Source organism: Nostoc sp. ChiQUE01b (assembly GCF_034531255.1).
Taxonomy (GTDB): Bacteria; Cyanobacteriota; Cyanobacteriia; order Cyanobacteriales; family Nostocaceae; genus Nostoc.
This window is the reverse complement of the sequence record NZ_JAVRBM010000070.1, coordinates 1-19,310: the sequence shown is the minus strand read 5'-3', so window position 1 is coordinate 19,310 and position 19,310 is coordinate 1. Positions and strand designations below refer to the sequence as shown.

Sequence of the window (19,310 nt, the reverse complement as noted above, 5' to 3'; positions counted from 1 at the left end):
GCGAAAAGTGGATCTATGAAAGAAGATACTATCGAGATCGCTGGTTTTCATGCTCATGTTTACTTCGATCCTGCAAGTCGGGATGTAGCTGCGCGTGTACGCGAAGGATTAGGCGCTAGGTTTGACGTGCAACTCGGACGCTGGTTTGACAAGCCCATCGGGCCTCATCCAAAAGCGATGTATCAAGTTGCTTTCTTACCGAATCAGTTTGATAAAGTCGTTCCTTGGTTAATGCTCAATCGTGAGGGATTGGATATTCTCGTCCATCCTGAGACCGGGAATGCTGTGGCAGACCACGCAGTTCATTCCCTATGGTTAGGAGAAAAGCTAGATTTGAATATTGAGTTTCTTCAACAGCTTAGTCCGACTTTATCCAATTAAGGAAAGTAAACGACGTTGTTGGGTAAAAGTTTTGGTTTGAGGCGTGAAACTTTTTCTATTGTGACTAATTCTGGTGAAATTGAAAAAGTCCAATTTCTTAATCAATAAAGGTTTCAGCTTATACGTAGGCGCTAAAGCGCTTTGCTGCAAGTATCGCAATAAAGGAAAAATTTCATATTGGCAGCATTGGTGGAAATTAGAACATTGGCAAGATCCGAGCGGCACAATAGTCAAAATTAATCTTTTAAGAAATGTAATTGTTCAAAAAGAAGTTGCTACTCAGTTCCCCCTTGATGACAGGATAATTGTATCAGGAGAGCAAAATAGAAAAGTTAGAACTACGCTAGCGACCAACATCACCAAATGGAGAGATTTTTACGACGTTAAAAATGAAGTTAAATTTGTAAGTTTTCGATGACTTTAATATTTAGTCATTCGGTATTTGCTTGAGTAAAGCTATCCACATATCAGATGGAGCGGAATAGTAATCAATTTCTTCAACTTGATATTGATAAGATTCACAACCTTCTTGTAAAATAATGCGATCGCAGGCTTTAACGCTTTTCCCTACTCCAGTCATGTACCCGATTGTTCCTTCATTGAGACGCTCAAATATGTAGTCACCTCCCCAAAGTTGTTGTCTGTAATCATGGATTTTATTTTTTTGTTTTAATTCTGTTCCTAGAGAGATAACCAAAGCTAATTTATTTAAAAAACTAAAACTTAAGTTCATACCTGTTCTGATTGAAGAGAAGGCACTTAAAAACAATTAAAAAATAGAACTTATAATTTATTTAAAAGCCTATTCTTTTCAATCTACAGTACTATTAACCGCAGATTCAACTGTAAAATCACCGAACTGCTGGACAATATTTTGTGAGATATGAGTTTTTTGCTTAACTATCTAGTATTAATTAATCAGCTTTTTATGTCTTGAAAATGTCATATATGTATACATTTAATATCAATATAGGACTCATATTTGATTGCGTGAACAAAACTCAGTACACCTTTATTCCTTCTTCCCAATCCCCATTACCCCTTATCCCCAGAGGGGGCCCCACCTTCCCCAGTCCCCAAGTCCCCAGTCCCTAGTCTCTACGAGTAATTCACGCCCATCAAATCGGATTGCTATATAATCTAGTCAATACTTGTAGTTCCTAGAGCTACATCTACCTGTTTTAGTAGTATTTTTAGGGTAGAAGAGTTATCTAAAACGACATCTGCATGAGCCACTTTTTCTTCGATGGATAATTGGCTGTTAATCCTGGCTCGTGCCTGTTCCGTATTTAAATGGTTTCGTTGTATCAATCTTTGTAGTTGTTGCTCTTGGGAACAACGCACTACCCAGGTTTCTGTTACCAAATCAGTCATCCCAGCTTCAAATAATAGAGGCACTACTAACACCAGTATTTGTGACGAAGACTGAGCAATTGCTTTGAGGAAGCTCGCACGCACATCAGGATGAATCAAATTGTCTATCCAGTTGCGTTCATCTTGACGATTAAAGATAACTTCACCTAGCTTTTGACGGTTAAGGCTGCCATCTGGTAGTAAAATTTGTTCACCATAACGTTGAGCGATCGCACCCAAAATAGGCGAACCTAGAGATACTGCCTCTCTAGCATAAATATCTGCATCCAAAATCGGCAGGTTATAAGTGCTAGCTAAATAATTGGTGACAGTAGTTTTGCCTGTGGCAATACCGCCAGTTAAGCCGATTATACGTTTTGTCATTTGTCATTTGTCATTTGTCATTTGTAATTCTCCTCTGCTCCCCTGCTTCCCCTGCTCCCCCTGCTCCCTCATCTAAGAATTTGTCGCCCATGCGATCAGTGCTTGGGTTAAACCATCTAAAGTATATTCTTGGGCTTCTATATCCACACGTCCGAATAAATCATGGCAAGTTTTGGAGGTTTGGGGGCCGATAGAGGCAATACAAACTCCCTCTAAGACTTGGCTAGCATCAGAGTTGTTGGAAAATATATCATTAGTAAGTTGACAGAAAAATTGTACGGTTTTAGAACTGGCAAAGGTAATTGCATCTACCTTGCGGTTTTGGAGAGCTAACTTTGCCGCAGGTGGGATACTACTAGGACAACAAGATTGATATGCCGCAACTTCTATCACTTTTGCTCCCTTGAGAGTTAATTCCTTAACTAAAACTTCTCTACCGCCGCTTTCAACTCTGGGAAATAACACCTTTTTACCATCTAATTTATCTGGGAAATTTTCCACTAAAGAATCGGCAACAAAGTTGGGAGGAATAAAATCTGCTTGCAGAGAGCGTTGTTTGAGACTTTGGGCTGTTTTCTCACCAACGACGGCAATTTTGATGCCAGCTAAGGCACGGCTATCTTTACCTTGGGTAGTTAGCCTTTCAAAAAAGTAGTCTATGCCATTGGTAGAAGTGAGAATTAACCAGTCAAAGTCAGATAAATGAGCGATCGCACGATCCAAAGCTTCCCAACTGGAGGGCGGGCCGATTTCTAAGGTAGGCATTTCGATGACTGTTGCACCTGATGCAATGAGGCGATCGCTAAATTGACTCGATTGGCTAACTGAACGTGTCACCAAGACCATTTTACCAGTAAGGGGAAGGGGAGATAGGGGAAAATTGCTTGACATAACAGGGAGGCTAAAAGTTTTGGCTGTAGTCGAATCCTGACAATCTATTTTCTCAGGTTGTAAGTACTTGCGTAGCCCAACAACTTCGCCAATCACAATTACTGCCGGGGAAAGGGATAATCCGGTGGTTTGTTCTAAAATATTGCCCAGTTGCGCTGTCCAAATTTGTTGATCGGGAGTTCCTGCCCAACGGATGATGGCAATGGGTGTTAAGTGCGATCGCCCGTGTTTTACCAGTTGATCTACAATCTCTGGTAGATGTTGCCCTCCCATCAAAATTACCAGTGTCTCTAAGCGTGACAGTGCCTCCCAGTCTAAAACCTCTGGTTCATGAGCTGTAAGCACTGCAAAAGTGCGGCTTAACACCGGATCTGTTAAGGGAATTCCTGCGAATAAAGGTGCTGCAAGGGCTGAGGAAATTCCTGGTACTAGTTCAAAATCACAACCGGATGCTTTCAAAGCTTCAATTTCGGAAGTGCAACGCCCAAAAATCAACGGATCGCCTGATTTGAGCCGTATAACTTGTTTTCCTTGCAGACAGTGCTTTACCAGTAAATTGTTAATCTGTGCTTGGCTTGTACTGGGTTTGCCACCGCGTTTACCGACATCTAACTTTAAGCAATCATCTGGTACGCACTGCAATAATTGAGCATCTACTAAAGCATCGTAGACTAACACTTGAGCAGTAGCTAAGAGATTGTGAGCTTTTACTGTCAGGTATGCCGCATCTCCAGGCCCAGCACCTACGAGGTAGACTTTACCCCTTTCTTTTGTCATTTGTCATTTGTCATTTGTCATTTGTCATTTGTCATTTGTTAATAGTTCTTCTTCCCTGCTTCTTTCCTAGTCCCCAATCCCCAGTCCCCAATCCCCAGTCCCCAATCCCTTTATTCAATTTGTCTGGATATTAATTTTTTGGATTAGCTGATCGACTTGCTCAACCATCTCCTTGTTTTTCTCGGCTTGGAATAATTCTCTGGCTTTTTTAAGATTAACGATCGCTTCTTTTGGCTGTTGTTGTCTTCCCAAAGTGATTCCCAAATTATAGTAAGTGAATGCATCGTTAGGTACGAGGCTAATGGCTTTTTTGTAATGTGCGATCGCTTCTTGAGGTTTACCACGATCGTCCATCGCATTTCCCAAACCTGTGTAAGCTTGTGCGTGTTTGGGATCGAGACGAATCGCTTCGGTATAGCCAGCGATTGCTTCTGTTAGCTTGCCTTGAGCGTAAAAAGCACTTGCTAAATTATAGTGAGCGTCTGCATAGTTGGGAGCGAAGCTGATGGCTTTTTTGTAATGTGCGATCGCTTCTTCTAGTTTGCCTTGAGCGTATAGAGTATTTCCCAAGGCATTATAACCTGCTGGATTTTTCGGTTCGAGACGAATGGCTTGGGTATAGTTGGCGATTGCTTCTGTTGGCTTTCCTTGAGCGTACAAGGCGTTTCCTAAGTAATAGTGAGCGTCTGCATAGTTAGGATCGAAGCTAATGGATTTTTTATACTGAGTAACTGCTTCTGCTAGCTCACCTCGATCATACAGAGCATTTCCTAAACGAGTATAAGTCGGTGCATAATCTGGTTTGAGACGAATTGCTGCTGTATATTCAGTAACTGCTTCTTTGAGCTTGCCTTGAGCGTAGAGAGCATTTCCTAAGTTATAGTGAGCTTCAGGATACTTGGGTTCAAGGCTGATGGCTTTCTGATATTGTGCGATCGCAGGTTCTAACTGATTTAGTCTTGCTAAAGTCAAACCCAGATTAAAGTATGCTCTAGAGTCTTGAGGATCGAGACTAATGGCTTTATTGTATTGGGCGATCGCTTCTTGTGGTTTACCTCCATCGTCGAGAGTATTTCCCAAGGCAATATAAGCTTGTGCAAAATTGGGTTCGAGTTCAATTGCCTTCCGAAAAGCCGCCTCTGCTCCTTTTAAATCTCCCTGTTTATAGAGATTGCTTCCTTGCTGGAAGTTAGCAACTGCGTTTTTGTTCCGAATAACTGCGGACTGAGTATTTTGAATTTTTGCTAAAATAACGCCAACATCTTTACCAAAGGCAGTATTCCCATTACTCAAACACAAGCAGATAATAGCTGCTACCAGTAGATTCTTGTTTTTCAGCATTTTTATTACCTTACTTGCTTGGTTTACATATAATATCAAGTTCGGCTAATTGCGATCGTTAAAATACCCCAGTCTTTCTTTACTTGCTCTTAGGGGGATTTTAGCAGGAATTATAAGGGATTAAGCTAACTTGATACAAGTGTACTCTCATATAATTGTCTATATGTACACAAGATACATTTCAAAGTTCCTCTCCCAAGGGTGGGCTACGGTGTACACACAAGTATGACCAGTATAGGTTTCAACTCTTCTAGTCGTTTTGTAGGGTGCGTTATGGACACACCGAAACAACAAATGAGTTCGCCGAAATCACAAGGGTGGGAGAGGGATTTAGGGTGAAAGCTCATTAATTCATGCAAGAAGTCTAATAGATGGTAATTTCTTAAAAGTAAAAAGTTGTTTTTAGTTAATAGCTGACACTTTTGTTTCCATGAGTTTAACAATCGCTGCAATTAATTTTTCTGGGTTAAGAGGTTTGGATAAATGCATCTGAAACCCAGCTTTTAGGGCTTTTTCGTAGTCATTGTTTCTTGCAAAAGCAGTCAAGGCAATTGCTGGGATTTGTCCACCTTGTTCTGATGTCCGAGTTCTCACTTCATGTATTAACATATAGCCATCCATATCGGGCATACTAATATCGCTGACTAACACATCTGGCTTGACCTCTGCTAAAGTTTTTAATGCTTCATCAGCAGAAGATACTGCCATCACAAAAGCCCCATCTTGCTCTAATACAAAAGCAACAAAATCTCGTGAATCAGTATCATCATCAACAACTAAAATCCTAATGCCATTCAGAGGTAAGGAGTTAGTAGCTAAAAATGCAGGGTAGTTTTGTTTATCCGTCAACCTTGGACTTTCATCGGCCAGAAGCGGTAAGCTAACAGTAAATATTGCCCCTTTATCCTCGCCGTGGCTATCTGCTTTGACGATGCCACCATGCATTTCGATGATATTACGCACAATTGCTAATCCCAGTCCTAATCCACCAAAATTTCTCGTATAGGTGCTATCTGCTTGGCGAAAGTAATCAAACACGAATGGCAAAAAGTCAGCGCTAATTCCCTTACCTGTATCGCTAACAATTATTTGAGCATAGCCATCAGTTTCCTGGAGTCGCACTTCTACCTTTCCTCCTCTCGGTGTAAATTTGATTGCGTTAGAAAGGAGATTCCAGACGACTTGCTGCAAACGAGTCGAGTCGCCCATGATTTGCCCCACACCCGGTTCAAATACTGTATTCACCTCAATCAATTTTGTTTCTGCTGCTAATTGCATTGTCTGTAATGCCGACAATACCGTAGACTTTAGATTAATCTTGGTAATATTCAGCGTCAGTTTGCCTTGTAAAATTCTGGAAATATCCAGTAAATCCTCAATGAGTTGAACTTGTAAGATAGCATTCCGCTCGATTGTGGCTAGTGCTTCAGATGTCTTTGTTTCGTCTAACCTGCGGGTTTGCAACAACTTTGACCAGCCGAGAATTGCGTTGAGTGGAGTGCGTAGTTCGTGCGAGAGGATGGCTAAGAATTCATCTTTAATTCGATTGGCTGTTTCTGCTTTCGCTCGTGCTACTTGTTCTAATTCCAGCAAGTGCGCTCGTTTTTCAAGTATTTGTTTTTGTTCGTGGATATCTGTACAGGTTCCAAACCACTTGACTACAATACCTTGCTCATCTTTGAGTGGTAAACCTCGCGCTAGCTGCCAACGATAGGAGCCATCAGTTGCTCGTTTAAAGCGATATTCATTGTTATATATAGTGCTATTTTTTACAGCATCAGACCACACTTTATCAGCTCTTTGAACATCATCTGGATGCAATGCAGCTAACCAACCAGAACCCAAAGATTGCTCTAATGTTAGCCCTGTGTATTCGCACCAATTTTGATTAAAAAAATCACATTCACCGTTAGGTTTAGTTGTCCAGACAAGTTGAGGAATTGCCTCAGCTAAGTAACGGTAGCGTTCTTCGCTTTGTCGGAGAATTTCTAAGATGCGTTGGCGTTCAAGGATTTCTTGTTGTAATTGCTCGTTAGTCTTAGTAATTTCATTGGTGCGAACAGCAACCATTTCTTCGAGATGATTCTGGTATTTTCGCAGTTCCTCCTCTACCCATAAGCGTTCGGATATTTGTGTTTGAAGTTCTTGATTTGTTTGTTCTAATTGAGTAGGGCTAGGAAGTGCCAGTGCTTGGGGAACTAGAGGTATAAGCTCTACTGCTGTAATTACAGATATTGTTGCAGTTACTGCTTTGAGAAACCCTGACATCCAATAGGTTGGATGCCAAAGTGTCCAAATCTCCATTAAATGAGTAGTGCCGCAAGCTACGATAAATCCACTAAACAGCAAAAAAATCCAATCAAAAGGCAAATCTTGTCGCTTGCGGACAAAGTAGAAGAGTGTAGCTGGAATCGAGTAATAAGCTAGTGCAATGAATGCGTCAGATAATATGTGTAACCAAACTAAATTCGTTTGCCATAGATAGCAGTGTCCATGTGGAATAAATGATTCTGATGTCCAAAAGTTAGTCCACAATTCTGATATTATATTTGACATAAATACTTGATTGTTTAAGTTATAAAATCTACTACTAAATCTCTGCCATTGCTTAATATTATTCTAGTACAAAAATTTTACTGATACAGTGTGTCTAATTTTTTACCGCTTAAGAAGACTACAATATGAATATGTATTTACAAAACAAAAAGACTGTTAGTATCATCGCTGTTTTACAAAAATAAATTATTTAAAATTCCCAATATTTTATCTTCTAAAGGCTAAATCAATTAATTGCGGCTATGGAGCTTTTCGCGCATCCGATTGCAATTGTAATGGCTATAAAAAGAGTGGTCAAACCTGCGGAAATTGCAGACATAATTATGGTATACACTAGTAAGTTACTAAATAAAAACCATTCTCACCATAATGATGGGAATGGCAAAAAAAGTAGGAGACAGAACAGGAAAATTTAATCTCTTGCAATTCTCATTAAAGTTAAGATTCGCTTGACTTAGCACTCATTTTATCTAACAGTTGAGTGATTTTTTTAGCTTTTTCAGGTTGGCGCTGTTTTTGTAATAAATCTTTAGCTTGTAGTAGGTTAGTTTTAGCTTCTTCTTCTCGCTCTTGCTGCATGAGGATATTCGCCAGACGCAAGTAAGCATCAGGATTTTTCGGACTACGGCGAATTACTTCCCGAAATAATTCTGTTGCTTCCTCTACTTGTCCTTGCTGGTTTAAAACATCTCCCAAAAACAAGCGTACTACATCATTTGTAGAGTTGATGGAAATCACTTTGCGAAAAGCTGCTTCTGCACCTTGATAATCTTTTGCTTGGACAAAATTGATGCCTTTTTGAAACAAGTCTGAGGTGATCAAAGTTTTCCAAGCGAAATAGCCAAGGATTGACAGACTCAGAACAACTACAACAGCAGCGATAATCGAACTAGTGGGAAAGGTTTCTAGCATTGTCTAAGCCAAAAGACAGGCGATAGGAAAAATTAGATACTCTATAAAAAAGAGTTTCCAGATAAATTGGTAGAATTGAGCGATCGCACTTTTATCTCGTAAGTCTACCGTCAAACTCCGCAACCACAGCCAAGCCAAAAGACCCAAATGAGTAATTACCAGGAATATGGCGTTAACTGAGGCGACGTTTAGCACCCCAATTAGAATTATTCCCAGATAGCAGGCAGTTATTACCCAAAGAGACAGATTGAACACAGCTTGGGGCCCAAGTTTGATGGTGAAAGTAGTAATATTGTAGAGGCGATCGCCTTCCATATCGGGGATATCTTTAAAGATCGCGATCGCAAAGGTAAACACTAAAATAAATAATGTCAACACCCACACCACGAGCGGAATCGTTTGGCTTTGTTGCAATGCCCAACTGTAATGCAGATATAGCCCTAAGTTAACAATCGTACCGCGCACCGAAAAAATACACAGCGCCGCCCAAACAGGAAACTGTTTCAAGCGAATTGGTGGTAAAGAATAAGCAGTACCAATGGCCAAACTAATTGCTACCATACCCAATAAAAACGGGCCAGTTAGCCACGCCACAGCTAGCGCCAAAATCCCAGTCAAAGCGACAATTAATTGCCCAGTTTGCTGAGAAAACTCACCAGACGCTAAGGGTAAATGAGGCTTATTAATCTTGTCAATTTCCACATCTTCTAATTGATTCAGCCCCACAATGTAGACATTGCCACACAGACAACCAATCCATGCACCAAAGACAGGGAGTAGGGAATACGTAGAGACAAGATTCATAGCGTTTGTAGAGACGCGATTCATCGCGTTTGTAGAGACGCGATTCATCGCGTTTGTAGAGACGCGATTCATCGCGTCTGTAGAGATATGATTAATCGCGTCTCTACTTATGGCAATGGCAATTAAATATAAACCCAAAACACTCAGACTTGTACCGATAATCGTGTGAGGGCGAGAGAATTTCCAGAAGGCGTATAACCACTGGAAATATGATAAAACAGGTTTGCCTGGTAAAGGGCTGTTTTGAGAACTTTGGCTCATGAGTAGCTTAAATACAGTATTCTGGCTGGTTGTTAATCATTGTTACAGAATTTGGTCATTAGACTTCTTTGATGAATCAATCCTACCTTCCGCACCCCTAACTGTCACAAAGGGAAATTACGGAGAGAAAAAAATCAAGTGAGAATCAAAACAGACATTATTAGTCAAAAAAGAGATTTGAGCAACCATGAATCAGAAAAAATGGCATCAAAATCTTTTGTCAATAACGAGCAATAAGAACTGACACTAAAGAGATAAGTCTGAGATAAGTAAATGAAGATGTTAAAGACTTAGGGCAAACGCATCTAAAGTATAAGAATCGTTTAATAGCAAAGGTTTGAGCGTTTTAAAATTTAGGCTATTTTTTGATCAAGATCCTTATCCAGCAGAGGTTTCAGAACTGCTGTGCCTTAGCCCTGTGAGTCTTGTTGAGAATAAAAATTTAGCTTGACTTCAAAGCTGGGCTAAATGTAACTCCACAAACGGAGTTAATACTTCACCCATCCAAATCTCTTCTATTAAGTTCATATCTCTACTCACAGAACTGTACAGTGTCGCCTTTTCATTTTGATTCTTATAGATAAATCGGAACTGATAATTACCTGGCTTGACAGTATGAAAAATCCATTTACCACCATTTCCACTGAGGATGCTAATTCCAAATTGATTACCCCAAATCCAAAAGATTTCTATATTAGGAAAGAATGTCAAACTCTCTCCTGGCATGGCGAAAGGGTAATCAGATTCTAAGGGTGATGAAAGGCTAATCCAACCACCCTCCAATGGAATTTGGCCGTATGTATTAACTAATTCTGGAAATAAGGTGAAATAAAAGCTAAATCTAAGGGGAGTTGAGGTGTTATTAGTAATCCGTATACCAATCTGTACAGAATATTTAGGGGAAAAATATCCTGGCGGTACTGGTAATAAAAATTCCAAATTGCTCAGAAGTCTCTGTACTAGATTTTTTTTTGGTAAGTACAACATTTGCTCCGGTACTAGAGTTTCAAACCGGACACCATCCACTTCAACGGCATTAATTTCATTAGATTCACTTGATGTCATATTAGCTGCCGTGCCTTCGCCCTGTGAGTCTTGTTGAGAATAAAAATTTAGCTTTACTTCAAAGCTGGGCTAAATGTAACTCTACAAACGGAGTTAATACTTCACCCGTCCTAATCCCTTCTATTAAGTTCATATCTCTACTCACAGAACTGTACAATGTTGCCTTTTCATTTGGACTGTTATAGATAAATCGGAACTGATAATTACCTGGCTTGAGAGATTGAAAAAACCATGTACCACTATCTCCACTGGTGATGCTAAGTCCAAATCGATTACCCCAAGTTCCAAAAAATTTTATCTCAGGAAAGTATGTTACACTCTCTCCTGGCATAGCGAGAGGGTAATCAGATTCTAAAGATGCTGAAGCTCTAATCCAACCACCCTCCAATGGAATTGGACCGTATGCATTCACTAGTTCTGGAAGTATGGTGAAATAAAAGCTAAATCTAAGGGGGGTTGAGGTGTTATTAATAATCCGTATACCAATCTGTACAGAATATTTAGGGGAAAAATATCCTGGCGGTACTGGTAATAAAAATTCCAAATTGCTCAGAAGTCTCTGTACTAGATTTTTTTTTGGTAAGCACAACATTCGCTCCGGTACTAGAGTTTCAAACCGGACACCATCTACTTCAACAGCATTAATTTCATTCGATTCACTTGATGTCATATTAGCTACACACTCAAGAACGACATCTTCATGCGCTGTCATGACAGTTAGGGTGCGGAAGGTGGGATGAATGAGCTTTCACCCTAAATCCCTCTCCCAAGCTTGGGAGAGGGACTTTGAAATTGTCTACCCTTCTCTTCTCATCTCTCCTGCTCTGTGCCCTCCGCGCCTCTGCGGTAGCCTGCAAAAGCGTCTACGTTATTCTAAACTTATAACTTCTTGCACCAACTCAAATCAAGAATGCGATTAATTTTATACAGTAAACCCGGCTGTCATTTATGTGAAGGCTTGCAAGAAAAGCTAGAACAAATCCAAAATCTCAGTTTCAAGTTGGAAATTAGGGATATTACGACTCGTGAAGATTGGTTTGCTGCATATCAGTATGAAGTACCGGTACTTTATTTATCGAACCGCAGAGGCGCAGAGGGCGCTGAGGAAGAAGAGGAGAGTGAGAAACTATTGCCACGTCCTTCTCCTCGTGCTAGTGTGCAGCAGTTGGAGCAAATGTTGCGTAAATATTTAGCCAATTAGAAAAAAATAATGCAGAATAAGCGCAAGATCAAGAATGTGACGAGGTTCACAAAATGAAATTGCGGGAATTACTAACAGCGGTAGACAGTGTTGAGCAATTGCCTAGTTATCCAACTTTGGAGGATGTGGAAGTTAGGGGTTTAAAAACGAATTCCCATGCTTGTCGTGTGGGAGATTTGTTTATTGGGATGCCAGGAACGCGGGTTGATGGTGGGGAATTTTGGCAAAGTGCGATCGCATCGGGGGCGGTAGCTGCGATCGTTTCTCCCGAAGCTGCACAAAAAAATCCTCCCACAAATCAGGCTGTGGTCATTAGTGCAAGTAACATCACTCAAGCTTGTGCCCAGATAGCCAGTGCTTTTTATGGTTATCCAGGGCGAAAACTCAAGTTGGTAGGCGTAACTGGTACAAATGGCAAAACTACAACTACTCATCTAATTGAATTTCTACTAGGGCAAGCTAATTTAGCTACAGCTTTGATGGGAACTCTCTACACTCGTTGGGCAGGTTTTGAGCAAACTGCTGCCCACACTACGCCCTTTGCAGTGGAACTGCAACAGCAGCTAGCAGAGGCGGTAAAGGCTGGAAGTGAGTTTGGGGTGATGGAAGTCAGTTCTCACGCTTTGTCCCAAGGTAGAGTGTTGGGTTGTGAATTTGAGGTGGCGGTATTTAGTAATCTTACTCAAGACCATCTCGACTATCACAGCGATATGGAAGATTACTTTGCTGCCAAAGCATTGTTATTTAGTCCTAATTATCTCAAAGGACGGGCAATAATTAATGCTGATGATTCTTATGGAAAGCGGTTAATTGCCTCGTTGGATTCCGAACGGATTTGGAGTTACAGCGTCAACAACAACAGCGCTGATTTATGGATGAGTGACTTAAGTTACCAGCCAAATGGTGTTAGTGGGACATTACATACACCAAAAGGTGACGTGGCTTTTCGATCGCCCCTAGTCGGACAATATAATTTAGAAAATCTTCTCGCGGCTGTCGGAGCAGTTTTGCACTTAGGGCTAGATTTGCAGTTAGTGGCAAATGTAATACCTGAGTTTCCCGGAGTTCCCGGACGGATGGAACGAGTACAGATTAGTACTGAGCAAGATATTAGCGTGATTGTGGATTATGCTCACACACCCGACAGCTTGGAAAATTTATTGAAAGCTGCGCGTCCGTTTATACCTGGCAAAGTGATTTGTGTATTTGGTTGTGGAGGCGATCGCGATCGCACTAAGCGCCCAAAAATGGGTAAAATTGCTGCTGAGTTAGCTGATGTGGCAGTGGTGACATCAGACAATCCCCGAACTGAAGACCCAGAAAGGATTTTGCAAGATATTTTGGCGGGAATAGCTGACACAGTGCAGCCAACAGTAATTTGCGATCGGGCGATCGCAATTCGTACCGCTATTTTACAAGCACAACCCGGTGATGGAGTGCTGCTTGCTGGTAAAGGTCACGAAGACTACCAAATTCTTGGTACTGAAAAAATCCATTTTGACGACCGAGAACACGCACGCGACGCTTTACAGCAAAGACTGAAAATAGAACGTTAATTTGGGCATTGGGCATTGGGCATTGGACATTGGTAACTCTTCCCCACTCCCCATTCCCCATTCCCCTCTAGGTACAGTTTTTTATAGTTAATGTTTCTTTCCGTGGTGATTTTGTAAAAAATGCACATATAAAGGTGAAAATCGAAGACAGAATTATTTCTTGCTTCATCCAAGTTGTGCTTGACTCATGAATGTTTCTTTGGCTAAGGATCTGTCTGTTTATCAACTGGTTATGGGAGTGCAAGCGCCTCCTAAACCATTATCCCTCAGTCCTGCTACTCTGCTATCACTGGTAAGAGCGCAAATTGACTTACTCATTGAGCAGCAAATTGCAGCCACTCTCTGGGTGAAGCTACCACCAGATAAAATTTGGCAATCAGAATTAGCGCGTTATCAATCCTCGGTAGGTGCGTCTAGTCTCATTTATACTTGCCAGATTGAGGAGAGTAGGAAAGGGGGAGCAGGGGAAGCAGGGGGAGCAGGGGAAGCAGGGGAAGCAGGGGAAGCAGGGGAAGACAAGGGAGAGGGAAGATTAAATACCTCCTCATCTCCCTCATCTCCCTCATCCCCATCCTCTCATTATGTCCCCGTTCATCTACCACCAGATAGCCAAATGCGACGGGAAAACTTTCTGATCGTGTTATCGCCCCAGTTTTGCAGTTTAATTTTGGCTCATCGACCACTTAAAAAACGCAAAAATCAGACATCAGGGAAGGTAAATACTAATAAAAACCAGCCGTTGCTGATTATAACTACTGTTGAGGGGAGAGTAATTCAGCAAGTATTAAATGGTATCCAACAAGGGATGTCTAACGACAAGCCCTTCGGGTTCGGGGGTGACGCGCCTAACGTCGCTAACGCTGCGCTATCGCAATCGACGGGAACCGCCTTCGCGGAGCGTCTCGCAGAGAAGACTGCGACCCCCTCACCGCTAGGCGTCAACGCACCAGAATCATCCTCAATTTTACCTGCTAGTTTTATTTGCCCACCCGTGCCCCAACCGGTACTGATGAATCAATTGTTGGCAAAACAACTCCTCCGACAAGATGAAATTAATCGTCAAATCATCACAGTACGCACTAATAAGTTGGAGCAGCAAAATCAAGAACTGCACAACAAAGAAAAACTCAAAGATGAATACCTGAAAAATGTCTGTCAGGAACTGCGTATACCCTTGACGCACATGAAGACAGCACTTTCGTTATTAAATTCTCCTAATCTTAAACCCCCACAACGACAACGTTATTTACAGATGTTAAATACCCAGTGCGATCAGCAAAACTCTCTGATTACTGGTTTTTTGGAACTGGTGGAACTAGAACAGAATTTGGAGGGGACGACTTTGGAGTTGGTGCGTCTCTCAGATATAGTACCTGGAGTAGTCAGTACCTACCAACCTGTAGCCCAAGAAAAAGGAATTATGCTAGCCTACACCGTACCGACTGAACTCCCGTCTGTTTGGTGCGTGACTGGTAAGCTAAGACAAATTGTGATTAATCTGCTGCACAACAGTCTTAAGTTTACCCCTAATGGAGGTCAAGTATGGGTACGTGCCCGTAATCAAGGCGATTATGTCCAATTAGAATTCCGCGACACAGGTATCGGTATTGCCGAAAACGAAATTCCCAAAATCTTCGATCGGTTTTATCGTGTGCGTACAGCAGCAACCGAAGATTTTGGTGGTGCTGGGTTGGGGTTAACAATTGTACAGCAATTGCTGCTACGCTGTGGTGGATCTATTTCTGTAAAAAGTAAATTATCTGAAGGTTCTACCTTTACAGTGCTACTGGCAGCTGTTGGTAATATCCCAAGAGCGATCGCTACAGAAAATGAGTTATGAATTATGAGTTATAAGTGATGAGTTAAAAATTTATAACTCATCACTCATAACTGATAACTCCTACAGTTATTTTGCCTAACCTGCTGCAAACTCAGTAAACTTCCGCTTGTAGGGAGCATGAAAACCCAAAATAATATCTTGTTTTGGCACTCCAGCAGTTACTAACTCATTTGCTACTCCGCTCTCAGTTCCATCACGCTGAATCCAAATTTTGCCGTTCTTAATATCAATATGCATGATGCAACCATAAACTCGTCTCAGTTCTTCCCATCCCAAATGAATAACTTGATAATGGTCACGCTCTGTATCAAAAATTAACTGTACTTCTGTATCATCATTCGAGTGATGAATTGAATGACGTTTCAGGATTGTCTGCACTAATTCACCGTAGTTTATTCTTTCCATAGCAAAACCTCTTCTTTAATGGGTTCAAAAATCAGAAGCTTCAGCCGATGTTCAGCGATTATTTCTTGAATAAATATAAAATTAGTTCAAGGTACTTTTTTCGTAATGCTGAACGGTAGGTGAGCGTCTGACCTATAGGACTACTATTTGATTTTTGAAAAGATACGTAGGGTGCGTTAGCGCAGAAAGTACGGCACCGAATCCTTAAGAATGGTGCGTTACGCAAAATGCTAACGCACCCTACAAAAACCTAATTTTGTTCAAAAATCAAATCGGTTGCTATACATTATTAGCCATTAGTTTATAATCAAGAGTCAATAGTCAATAGTTAGTCTGATTCACATATTTATGCCTAACCGAATGGCGGCAACCATGTAGCGAAAGATGTAGTCTAATAACTCAATATAATTACGAGCAGCTTCAGCAGAACAAGCCCAAACTGTCAAACCATGATCTCGAATTAGTAATGCGGATATTTGCGGTGGAATGACGGCAAAGCGTTGTTCAATATCACCAGCAATCTGGGCAACTTGGAGATGATTAGCAAAAATTGGTATTACACAATAGGGATTTTCTTGCCAAACTCCCAAACCTTTGAGCATTTCTAGCGGTGGTAAAGGTAAAGTATCACCTTTAACTAAGCGAGAAACCAAATTGCTCTCAATAGAATGTATATGATAACAAGCAAGTGATTCTGGAAACAGGCGGTAAAGTAGTTGATGAATAGCTGTTTCAGCTGAAGGTAGCTTCTGGGTAGCTGATGCTTCTATTTTGCCATCTGGAGCAATAAGAACAAAATCGTTGAGTAATAACTCACCCTTAGATTTACCACTAGCTGTAATCCAAAAACTACCATCGGCTAATCGAGCAGAGAGATTGCCGGCAGTTCCTAGCATCCAACCTTGTTGGTAAAAACACTGAGCAGTGGCAATTAGTTGCAAACGAGGATCTGCTATTGTTGGGTTTAACTCCATGATTTTGCTAAATAATCACGAATTTGGAAAAAATCATTCCAGGGAATATAGGGTTTTTGGCGTTCATCTAAATATTGTGTTAAGGGAGTGCGTGCAAAGACAACAGAAGCTTGCAATCCCATATTTAAGTCGGTGATGGAGTCACCAATAGCGATCTTTTCATCGGCTGGGTACTGATCCATAACCTGCACCTTAGCAATCAGTTCTGTATCTCCTTCGTATTGAGAAATTACTTTTAAATAAGTACTGCTAATATCGACATCTACAGCATAAATTTTCTCTACTCTATCTACTATCCGATCCAAAACAACCTCTACCATTCCCCGTAGTCCTCCAGAAATTACTATTAATGAAACTCCCTGAAACTCTAGAAAATCTAACAATTCTATAAACCCAGGACGCATTAATTGAGGTTTAGTAAATTCTAGAATTTCTGGATAACTTGCAGATGGAATTGATTGCAGAATTTCCTTGACTCCCTCTCGCAGTGTCAGCCTTTTTGCATACATTTCAGGCAGTAGTTTTGCAGAAAGTACTGGTGCAAACTTTTTCAGAACCGCAACAAAAGTTTCGTCAACTGTAATAGTGCCATCAAAGTCACAAAAAACAATCCGCTTCATACTAATTTGTAATTTGTAATGTTTGATAATTTATAATTTACCTCACCAGGGGTTGGCGGATGCGAATTTCTCTGCCTGTATATTGGGGTATCCAACCTTCTGTGGTGATGAAATAGCGTACTGCTTTCACCCGCCTTGCTGGGGTGAGATAAAACCAATGTTCGGTTCCAGCTGGGATGTTGATACATTCTTCTGGTTGTACTGTCAGTTCTACTTGACTACCATCAGAAAGTACAAAACCAAAAATCGCTTCTCCATCAATGATGTAGCGTATTTCATCATCTGCATGGGTATGAATTTTGTCAAACTTTGCCATTAACTCATCAAGGTTAGAAATCCCTTGATGAAGGACAACCAAATCACGAGATTTATAGCCGGCTGTCTGTTGTAGTTGCTCAAAGTAACTATCTATTGCTTTGAGTACTTGTTCTTTTTCGTCTTCGTTGAGACTATCCTGTGCCAATAAATGTTGGAGTTTAGGGTTATCTGCTACAGTCAGGCGATTAATTTGAATATTCAGGGGGGCTAATTCCTGGGAAATATTAATTAAATCGGTGTGGAAAGTTCCATTTTCTAGTTTGAGAACTGCCATTTTTGACCTCCATTAAAATAGTTAAAATAAGGCTTTCGAGGCATAACTTGTAGGGGCAAATACACTATTTAAAAAGTATTCTATTCTTTCATATTTTGCAGGAGCGTTAATCACACCCGTGGCAGGTTCATATTTTGCCCCAAGCAATTTTCTCTGCCTTTATACCTTGTATATCTCTATTTGCGTTGTCTTCTTAGGTAATTTCTATTGTTAGGGATTTCCAGAGAATAAATTAACCAATTTATTTAAATGATAGTTTTATTTCTCCCCCTGCCCCCCTGCCTACACAACGATTGATTATTTTTTTAATTGGAAGTCCCTTAGCGCGGTGAAACTTCTGCATTCAACCAATTGACAAAACCCTGATTAACTGCTGTCGGAGAAATTTCGGCGATAAAATTAGTATAAGTAATATGCTCTTGAATAAGCTTTTCTATTTCTAAAGCATAACCATCTTGAGTTTTGATAATTAAAACAACTTCTGGTTCTTCAGTAATTTCTCCTTGCCAACTATAAACACAAGTAATCGGGAACCAATTGACACAAACTGCTAACTTACATTCCAGTAATGCCCGACCAATTTGGCGTGCTTCATCTGGATTATTTAAAGTTACATAGTAGAGTTTCATAAAAGTTTCTGACTTACAATTAGAGACTTTGGATATTGATCGCAGTTGTGTTGTGCCAAATGACAAAAATCCTGGTTTGGCTTAATACACGTGACGTCGCTTCTCTACGAGACGCTGCGCGTAGCTTGCTTCCCCAAAGGGGTACGCTCCGAATTCAAAATTCAAAATTCAAAATTCAAAATTAATAATCCCCATAAATAAATTTAGCGCAAAGTCTGAGCAGAGGTTTCCTCCGTTGGCGTAGCCCGCCGAACGCGAGTGCGTCTCCAAGAGTTGGCATCAGAACTTTGTAAGAGAGGGGCTTGTATCATAAGTCTTTGTCGGTCATTGAAAAACCAAATTGAGCAAAAGCTACCGTCGCATTTCCTGAGCCACAACCAACCTCAAGAATCGATGCATCTGAGTCAAGTTGGGCTAAAGCGACAGACCGATCGATTAGTTCCTTTGGATAGTGCGGTCTTGCATTGTAATAAACATCAGCAACGGGAGAATACCAAGTTCTTCACTGTTCCAAATCTATAGAAGCTTTGGCATTTATTTCTTGTCTAAAGTCTTGCATAAGCTAGGGTGTGTCAGCAATGAAATCCAATTTCATTTTAGAACCAACAGCTCCCGCACTTGCTGATATGGCTCCCGCACTTGCTGATATAGCTCCCGCACTTGCTGATATGGCTCCCGCACTTGCTGATATGGCTCCCGCACTTGTTGATATGGCTCCCGCACTTGTTGATATAGCTCCCGCACTTGTTGATATAGCTCCCGCACTTG

The 19,310-nt window shown here is 40.9% G+C and carries 19 protein-coding genes; 5 read left to right on the top strand and 14 right to left on the bottom strand.

Annotated features, from left to right (window positions below; all coding sequences use genetic code 11):
- The first annotated feature begins 15 nt into the window (after nt 1–15).
- Nucleotides 16–381: a DOPA 4,5-dioxygenase family protein gene (locus RMY63_RS31495; RefSeq protein WP_322732461.1), complete on the top strand. Its 366-nt coding sequence runs from the start codon at nt 16–18 to the stop codon at nt 379–381.
- A 73-nt stretch (nt 382–454) separates the two neighbouring features.
- A complete protein-coding gene (locus RMY63_RS31490) occupies nt 455–799 on the top strand; it encodes a hypothetical protein (protein WP_322732460.1) in 345 nt (114 codons plus the stop codon).
- Nucleotides 800–808: 9 nt separating this feature from the next.
- On the opposite strand, the gene RMY63_RS31485 is transcribed toward RMY63_RS31490, so the two are convergent.
- From RMY63_RS31485 to RMY63_RS31445, 9 genes are all read right to left on the bottom strand, one after another.
- Nucleotides 809–1,114: a hypothetical protein gene (locus tag RMY63_RS31485; RefSeq protein ID WP_322732459.1), complete on the bottom strand. Its 306-nt coding sequence runs from the start codon at nt 1,112–1,114 to the stop codon at nt 809–811.
- Between the two features lie 407 nt (nt 1,115–1,521).
- Nucleotides 1,522–2,118, bottom strand: a complete 597-nt coding sequence (coaE, locus tag RMY63_RS31480; RefSeq protein ID WP_322732458.1) for a dephospho-CoA kinase — start codon at nt 2,116–2,118, stop codon at nt 1,522–1,524.
- A gap of 72 nt (nt 2,119–2,190) precedes the next feature.
- Nucleotides 2,191–3,786, bottom strand: a complete 1,596-nt coding sequence (cobA, locus tag RMY63_RS31475) for a uroporphyrinogen-III C-methyltransferase (RefSeq protein ID WP_322732457.1) — start codon at nt 3,784–3,786, stop codon at nt 2,191–2,193.
- A gap of 114 nt (nt 3,787–3,900) precedes the next feature.
- The gene (locus RMY63_RS31470; protein ID WP_322732456.1) at nt 3,901–5,127 is read right to left on the bottom strand and encodes a tetratricopeptide repeat protein; all 1,227 of its coding nucleotides are present in this window, start codon (nt 5,125–5,127) and stop codon (nt 3,901–3,903) included.
- 402 nt (nt 5,128–5,529) lie between these two features.
- Nucleotides 5,530–7,683: an ATP-binding protein gene (locus RMY63_RS31465; protein ID WP_322732455.1), complete on the bottom strand. Its 2,154-nt coding sequence runs from the start codon at nt 7,681–7,683 to the stop codon at nt 5,530–5,532.
- A gap of 438 nt (nt 7,684–8,121) precedes the next feature.
- Nucleotides 8,122–8,595, bottom strand: coding sequence for a tetratricopeptide repeat protein (locus RMY63_RS31460; protein WP_322732454.1), 474 nt, complete (start codon nt 8,593–8,595; stop codon nt 8,122–8,124).
- 3 nt (nt 8,596–8,598) lie between these two features.
- Entirely contained in the window at nt 8,599–9,660 is a 1,062-nt protein-coding gene (locus RMY63_RS31455) for a homogentisate phytyltransferase (RefSeq protein WP_322732453.1), read from the bottom strand.
- A gap of 453 nt (nt 9,661–10,113) precedes the next feature.
- Nucleotides 10,114–10,725 (bottom strand): hypothetical protein, encoded by a 612-nt coding sequence (locus RMY63_RS31450; protein ID WP_322732452.1) that lies wholly within the window; start codon nt 10,723–10,725, stop codon nt 10,114–10,116.
- A gap of 58 nt (nt 10,726–10,783) precedes the next feature.
- Complete coding sequence (locus RMY63_RS31445; protein ID WP_322732451.1) at nt 10,784–11,437, bottom strand: hypothetical protein; 654 nt, start codon at nt 11,435–11,437, stop codon at nt 10,784–10,786.
- Between the two features lie 198 nt (nt 11,438–11,635).
- Here RMY63_RS31445 and RMY63_RS31440 point away from each other — a divergent pair, with 198 nt between their 5' ends.
- From RMY63_RS31440 to RMY63_RS31430, 3 genes are all read left to right on the top strand, one after another.
- Complete coding sequence (locus tag RMY63_RS31440; protein WP_322732450.1) at nt 11,636–11,926, top strand: glutaredoxin family protein; 291 nt, start codon at nt 11,636–11,638, stop codon at nt 11,924–11,926.
- A 53-nt stretch (nt 11,927–11,979) separates the two neighbouring features.
- A complete protein-coding gene (locus tag RMY63_RS31435) occupies nt 11,980–13,482 on the top strand; it encodes a UDP-N-acetylmuramoyl-L-alanyl-D-glutamate--2,6-diaminopimelate ligase (RefSeq protein ID WP_322732449.1) in 1,503 nt (500 codons plus the stop codon).
- 187 nt (nt 13,483–13,669) lie between these two features.
- Nucleotides 13,670–15,322, top strand: coding sequence for a DICT sensory domain-containing protein (locus RMY63_RS31430; RefSeq protein ID WP_322732448.1), 1,653 nt, complete (start codon nt 13,670–13,672; stop codon nt 15,320–15,322).
- Nucleotides 15,323–15,397: 75 nt separating this feature from the next.
- Here RMY63_RS31430 and RMY63_RS31425 read toward each other — a convergent pair whose 3' ends face one another.
- The 5 genes from RMY63_RS31425 to cutA form a co-directional block, all read right to left on the bottom strand.
- Entirely contained in the window at nt 15,398–15,727 is a 330-nt protein-coding gene (locus tag RMY63_RS31425; RefSeq protein WP_322732447.1) for a XisI protein, read from the bottom strand.
- A 338-nt stretch (nt 15,728–16,065) separates the two neighbouring features.
- Nucleotides 16,066–16,701 (bottom strand): methylthioribulose 1-phosphate dehydratase, encoded by a 636-nt coding sequence (gene mtnB, locus RMY63_RS31420; protein ID WP_322732446.1) that lies wholly within the window; start codon nt 16,699–16,701, stop codon nt 16,066–16,068.
- On the bottom strand, nt 16,692–17,321 hold the full coding sequence (locus tag RMY63_RS31415; RefSeq protein ID WP_322732445.1) for an HAD-IB family phosphatase: 630 nt from the start codon (nt 17,319–17,321) through the stop codon (nt 16,692–16,694). Before RMY63_RS31415 ends, mtnB begins: the two co-directional genes overlap by 10 nt.
- Nucleotides 17,322–17,358: 37 nt before the next feature.
- The gene (locus RMY63_RS31410; RefSeq protein WP_322732444.1) at nt 17,359–17,913 is read right to left on the bottom strand and encodes an acireductone dioxygenase; all 555 of its coding nucleotides are present in this window, start codon (nt 17,911–17,913) and stop codon (nt 17,359–17,361) included.
- A gap of 320 nt (nt 17,914–18,233) precedes the next feature.
- Nucleotides 18,234–18,542: a divalent-cation tolerance protein CutA gene (cutA, locus tag RMY63_RS31405; RefSeq protein WP_322732443.1), complete on the bottom strand. Its 309-nt coding sequence runs from the start codon at nt 18,540–18,542 to the stop codon at nt 18,234–18,236.
- Between the last annotated feature and the right edge of the window lie 768 nt (nt 18,543–19,310).

Coding starts and splice junctions, on each gene's coding strand:
- coaE (WP_322732458.1), bottom strand. CDS start 2,118: ATGACAAAACGTATAATCGGCTTAACTGGCGGTATTGCCACAGGCAAA.
- RMY63_RS31435 (WP_322732449.1), top strand. CDS start 11,980: ATGAAATTGCGGGAATTACTAACAGCGGTAGACAGTGTTGAGCAATTG.
- RMY63_RS31465 (WP_322732455.1), bottom strand. CDS start 7,683: ATGTCAAATATAATATCAGAATTGTGGACTAACTTTTGGACATCAGAA.
- RMY63_RS31425 (WP_322732447.1), bottom strand. CDS start 15,727: ATGGAAAGAATAAACTACGGTGAATTAGTGCAGACAATCCTGAAACGT.
- RMY63_RS31410 (WP_322732444.1), bottom strand. CDS start 17,913: ATGGCAGTTCTCAAACTAGAAAATGGAACTTTCCACACCGATTTAATT.
- cutA (WP_322732443.1), bottom strand. CDS start 18,542: ATGAAACTCTACTATGTAACTTTAAATAATCCAGATGAAGCACGCCAA.
- RMY63_RS31415 (WP_322732445.1), bottom strand. CDS start 17,321: ATGAAGCGGATTGTTTTTTGTGACTTTGATGGCACTATTACAGTTGAC.
- RMY63_RS31430 (WP_322732448.1), top strand. CDS start 13,670: ATGAATGTTTCTTTGGCTAAGGATCTGTCTGTTTATCAACTGGTTATG.
- RMY63_RS31445 (WP_322732451.1), bottom strand. CDS start 11,437: ATGACAGCGCATGAAGATGTCGTTCTTGAGTGTGTAGCTAATATGACA.
- RMY63_RS31440 (WP_322732450.1), top strand. CDS start 11,636: ATGCGATTAATTTTATACAGTAAACCCGGCTGTCATTTATGTGAAGGC.
- RMY63_RS31485 (WP_322732459.1), bottom strand. CDS start 1,114: ATGAACTTAAGTTTTAGTTTTTTAAATAAATTAGCTTTGGTTATCTCT.
- mtnB (WP_322732446.1), bottom strand. CDS start 16,701: ATGGAGTTAAACCCAACAATAGCAGATCCTCGTTTGCAACTAATTGCC.
- RMY63_RS31455 (WP_322732453.1), bottom strand. CDS start 9,660: ATGAGCCAAAGTTCTCAAAACAGCCCTTTACCAGGCAAACCTGTTTTA.
- cobA (WP_322732457.1), bottom strand. CDS start 3,786: ATGACAAAAGAAAGGGGTAAAGTCTACCTCGTAGGTGCTGGGCCTGGA.
- RMY63_RS31470 (WP_322732456.1), bottom strand. CDS start 5,127: ATGCTGAAAAACAAGAATCTACTGGTAGCAGCTATTATCTGCTTGTGT.
- RMY63_RS31460 (WP_322732454.1), bottom strand. CDS start 8,595: ATGCTAGAAACCTTTCCCACTAGTTCGATTATCGCTGCTGTTGTAGTT.
- RMY63_RS31495 (WP_322732461.1), top strand. CDS start 16: ATGAAAGAAGATACTATCGAGATCGCTGGTTTTCATGCTCATGTTTAC.
- RMY63_RS31450 (WP_322732452.1), bottom strand. CDS start 10,725: ATGACATCAAGTGAATCTAATGAAATTAATGCCGTTGAAGTGGATGGT.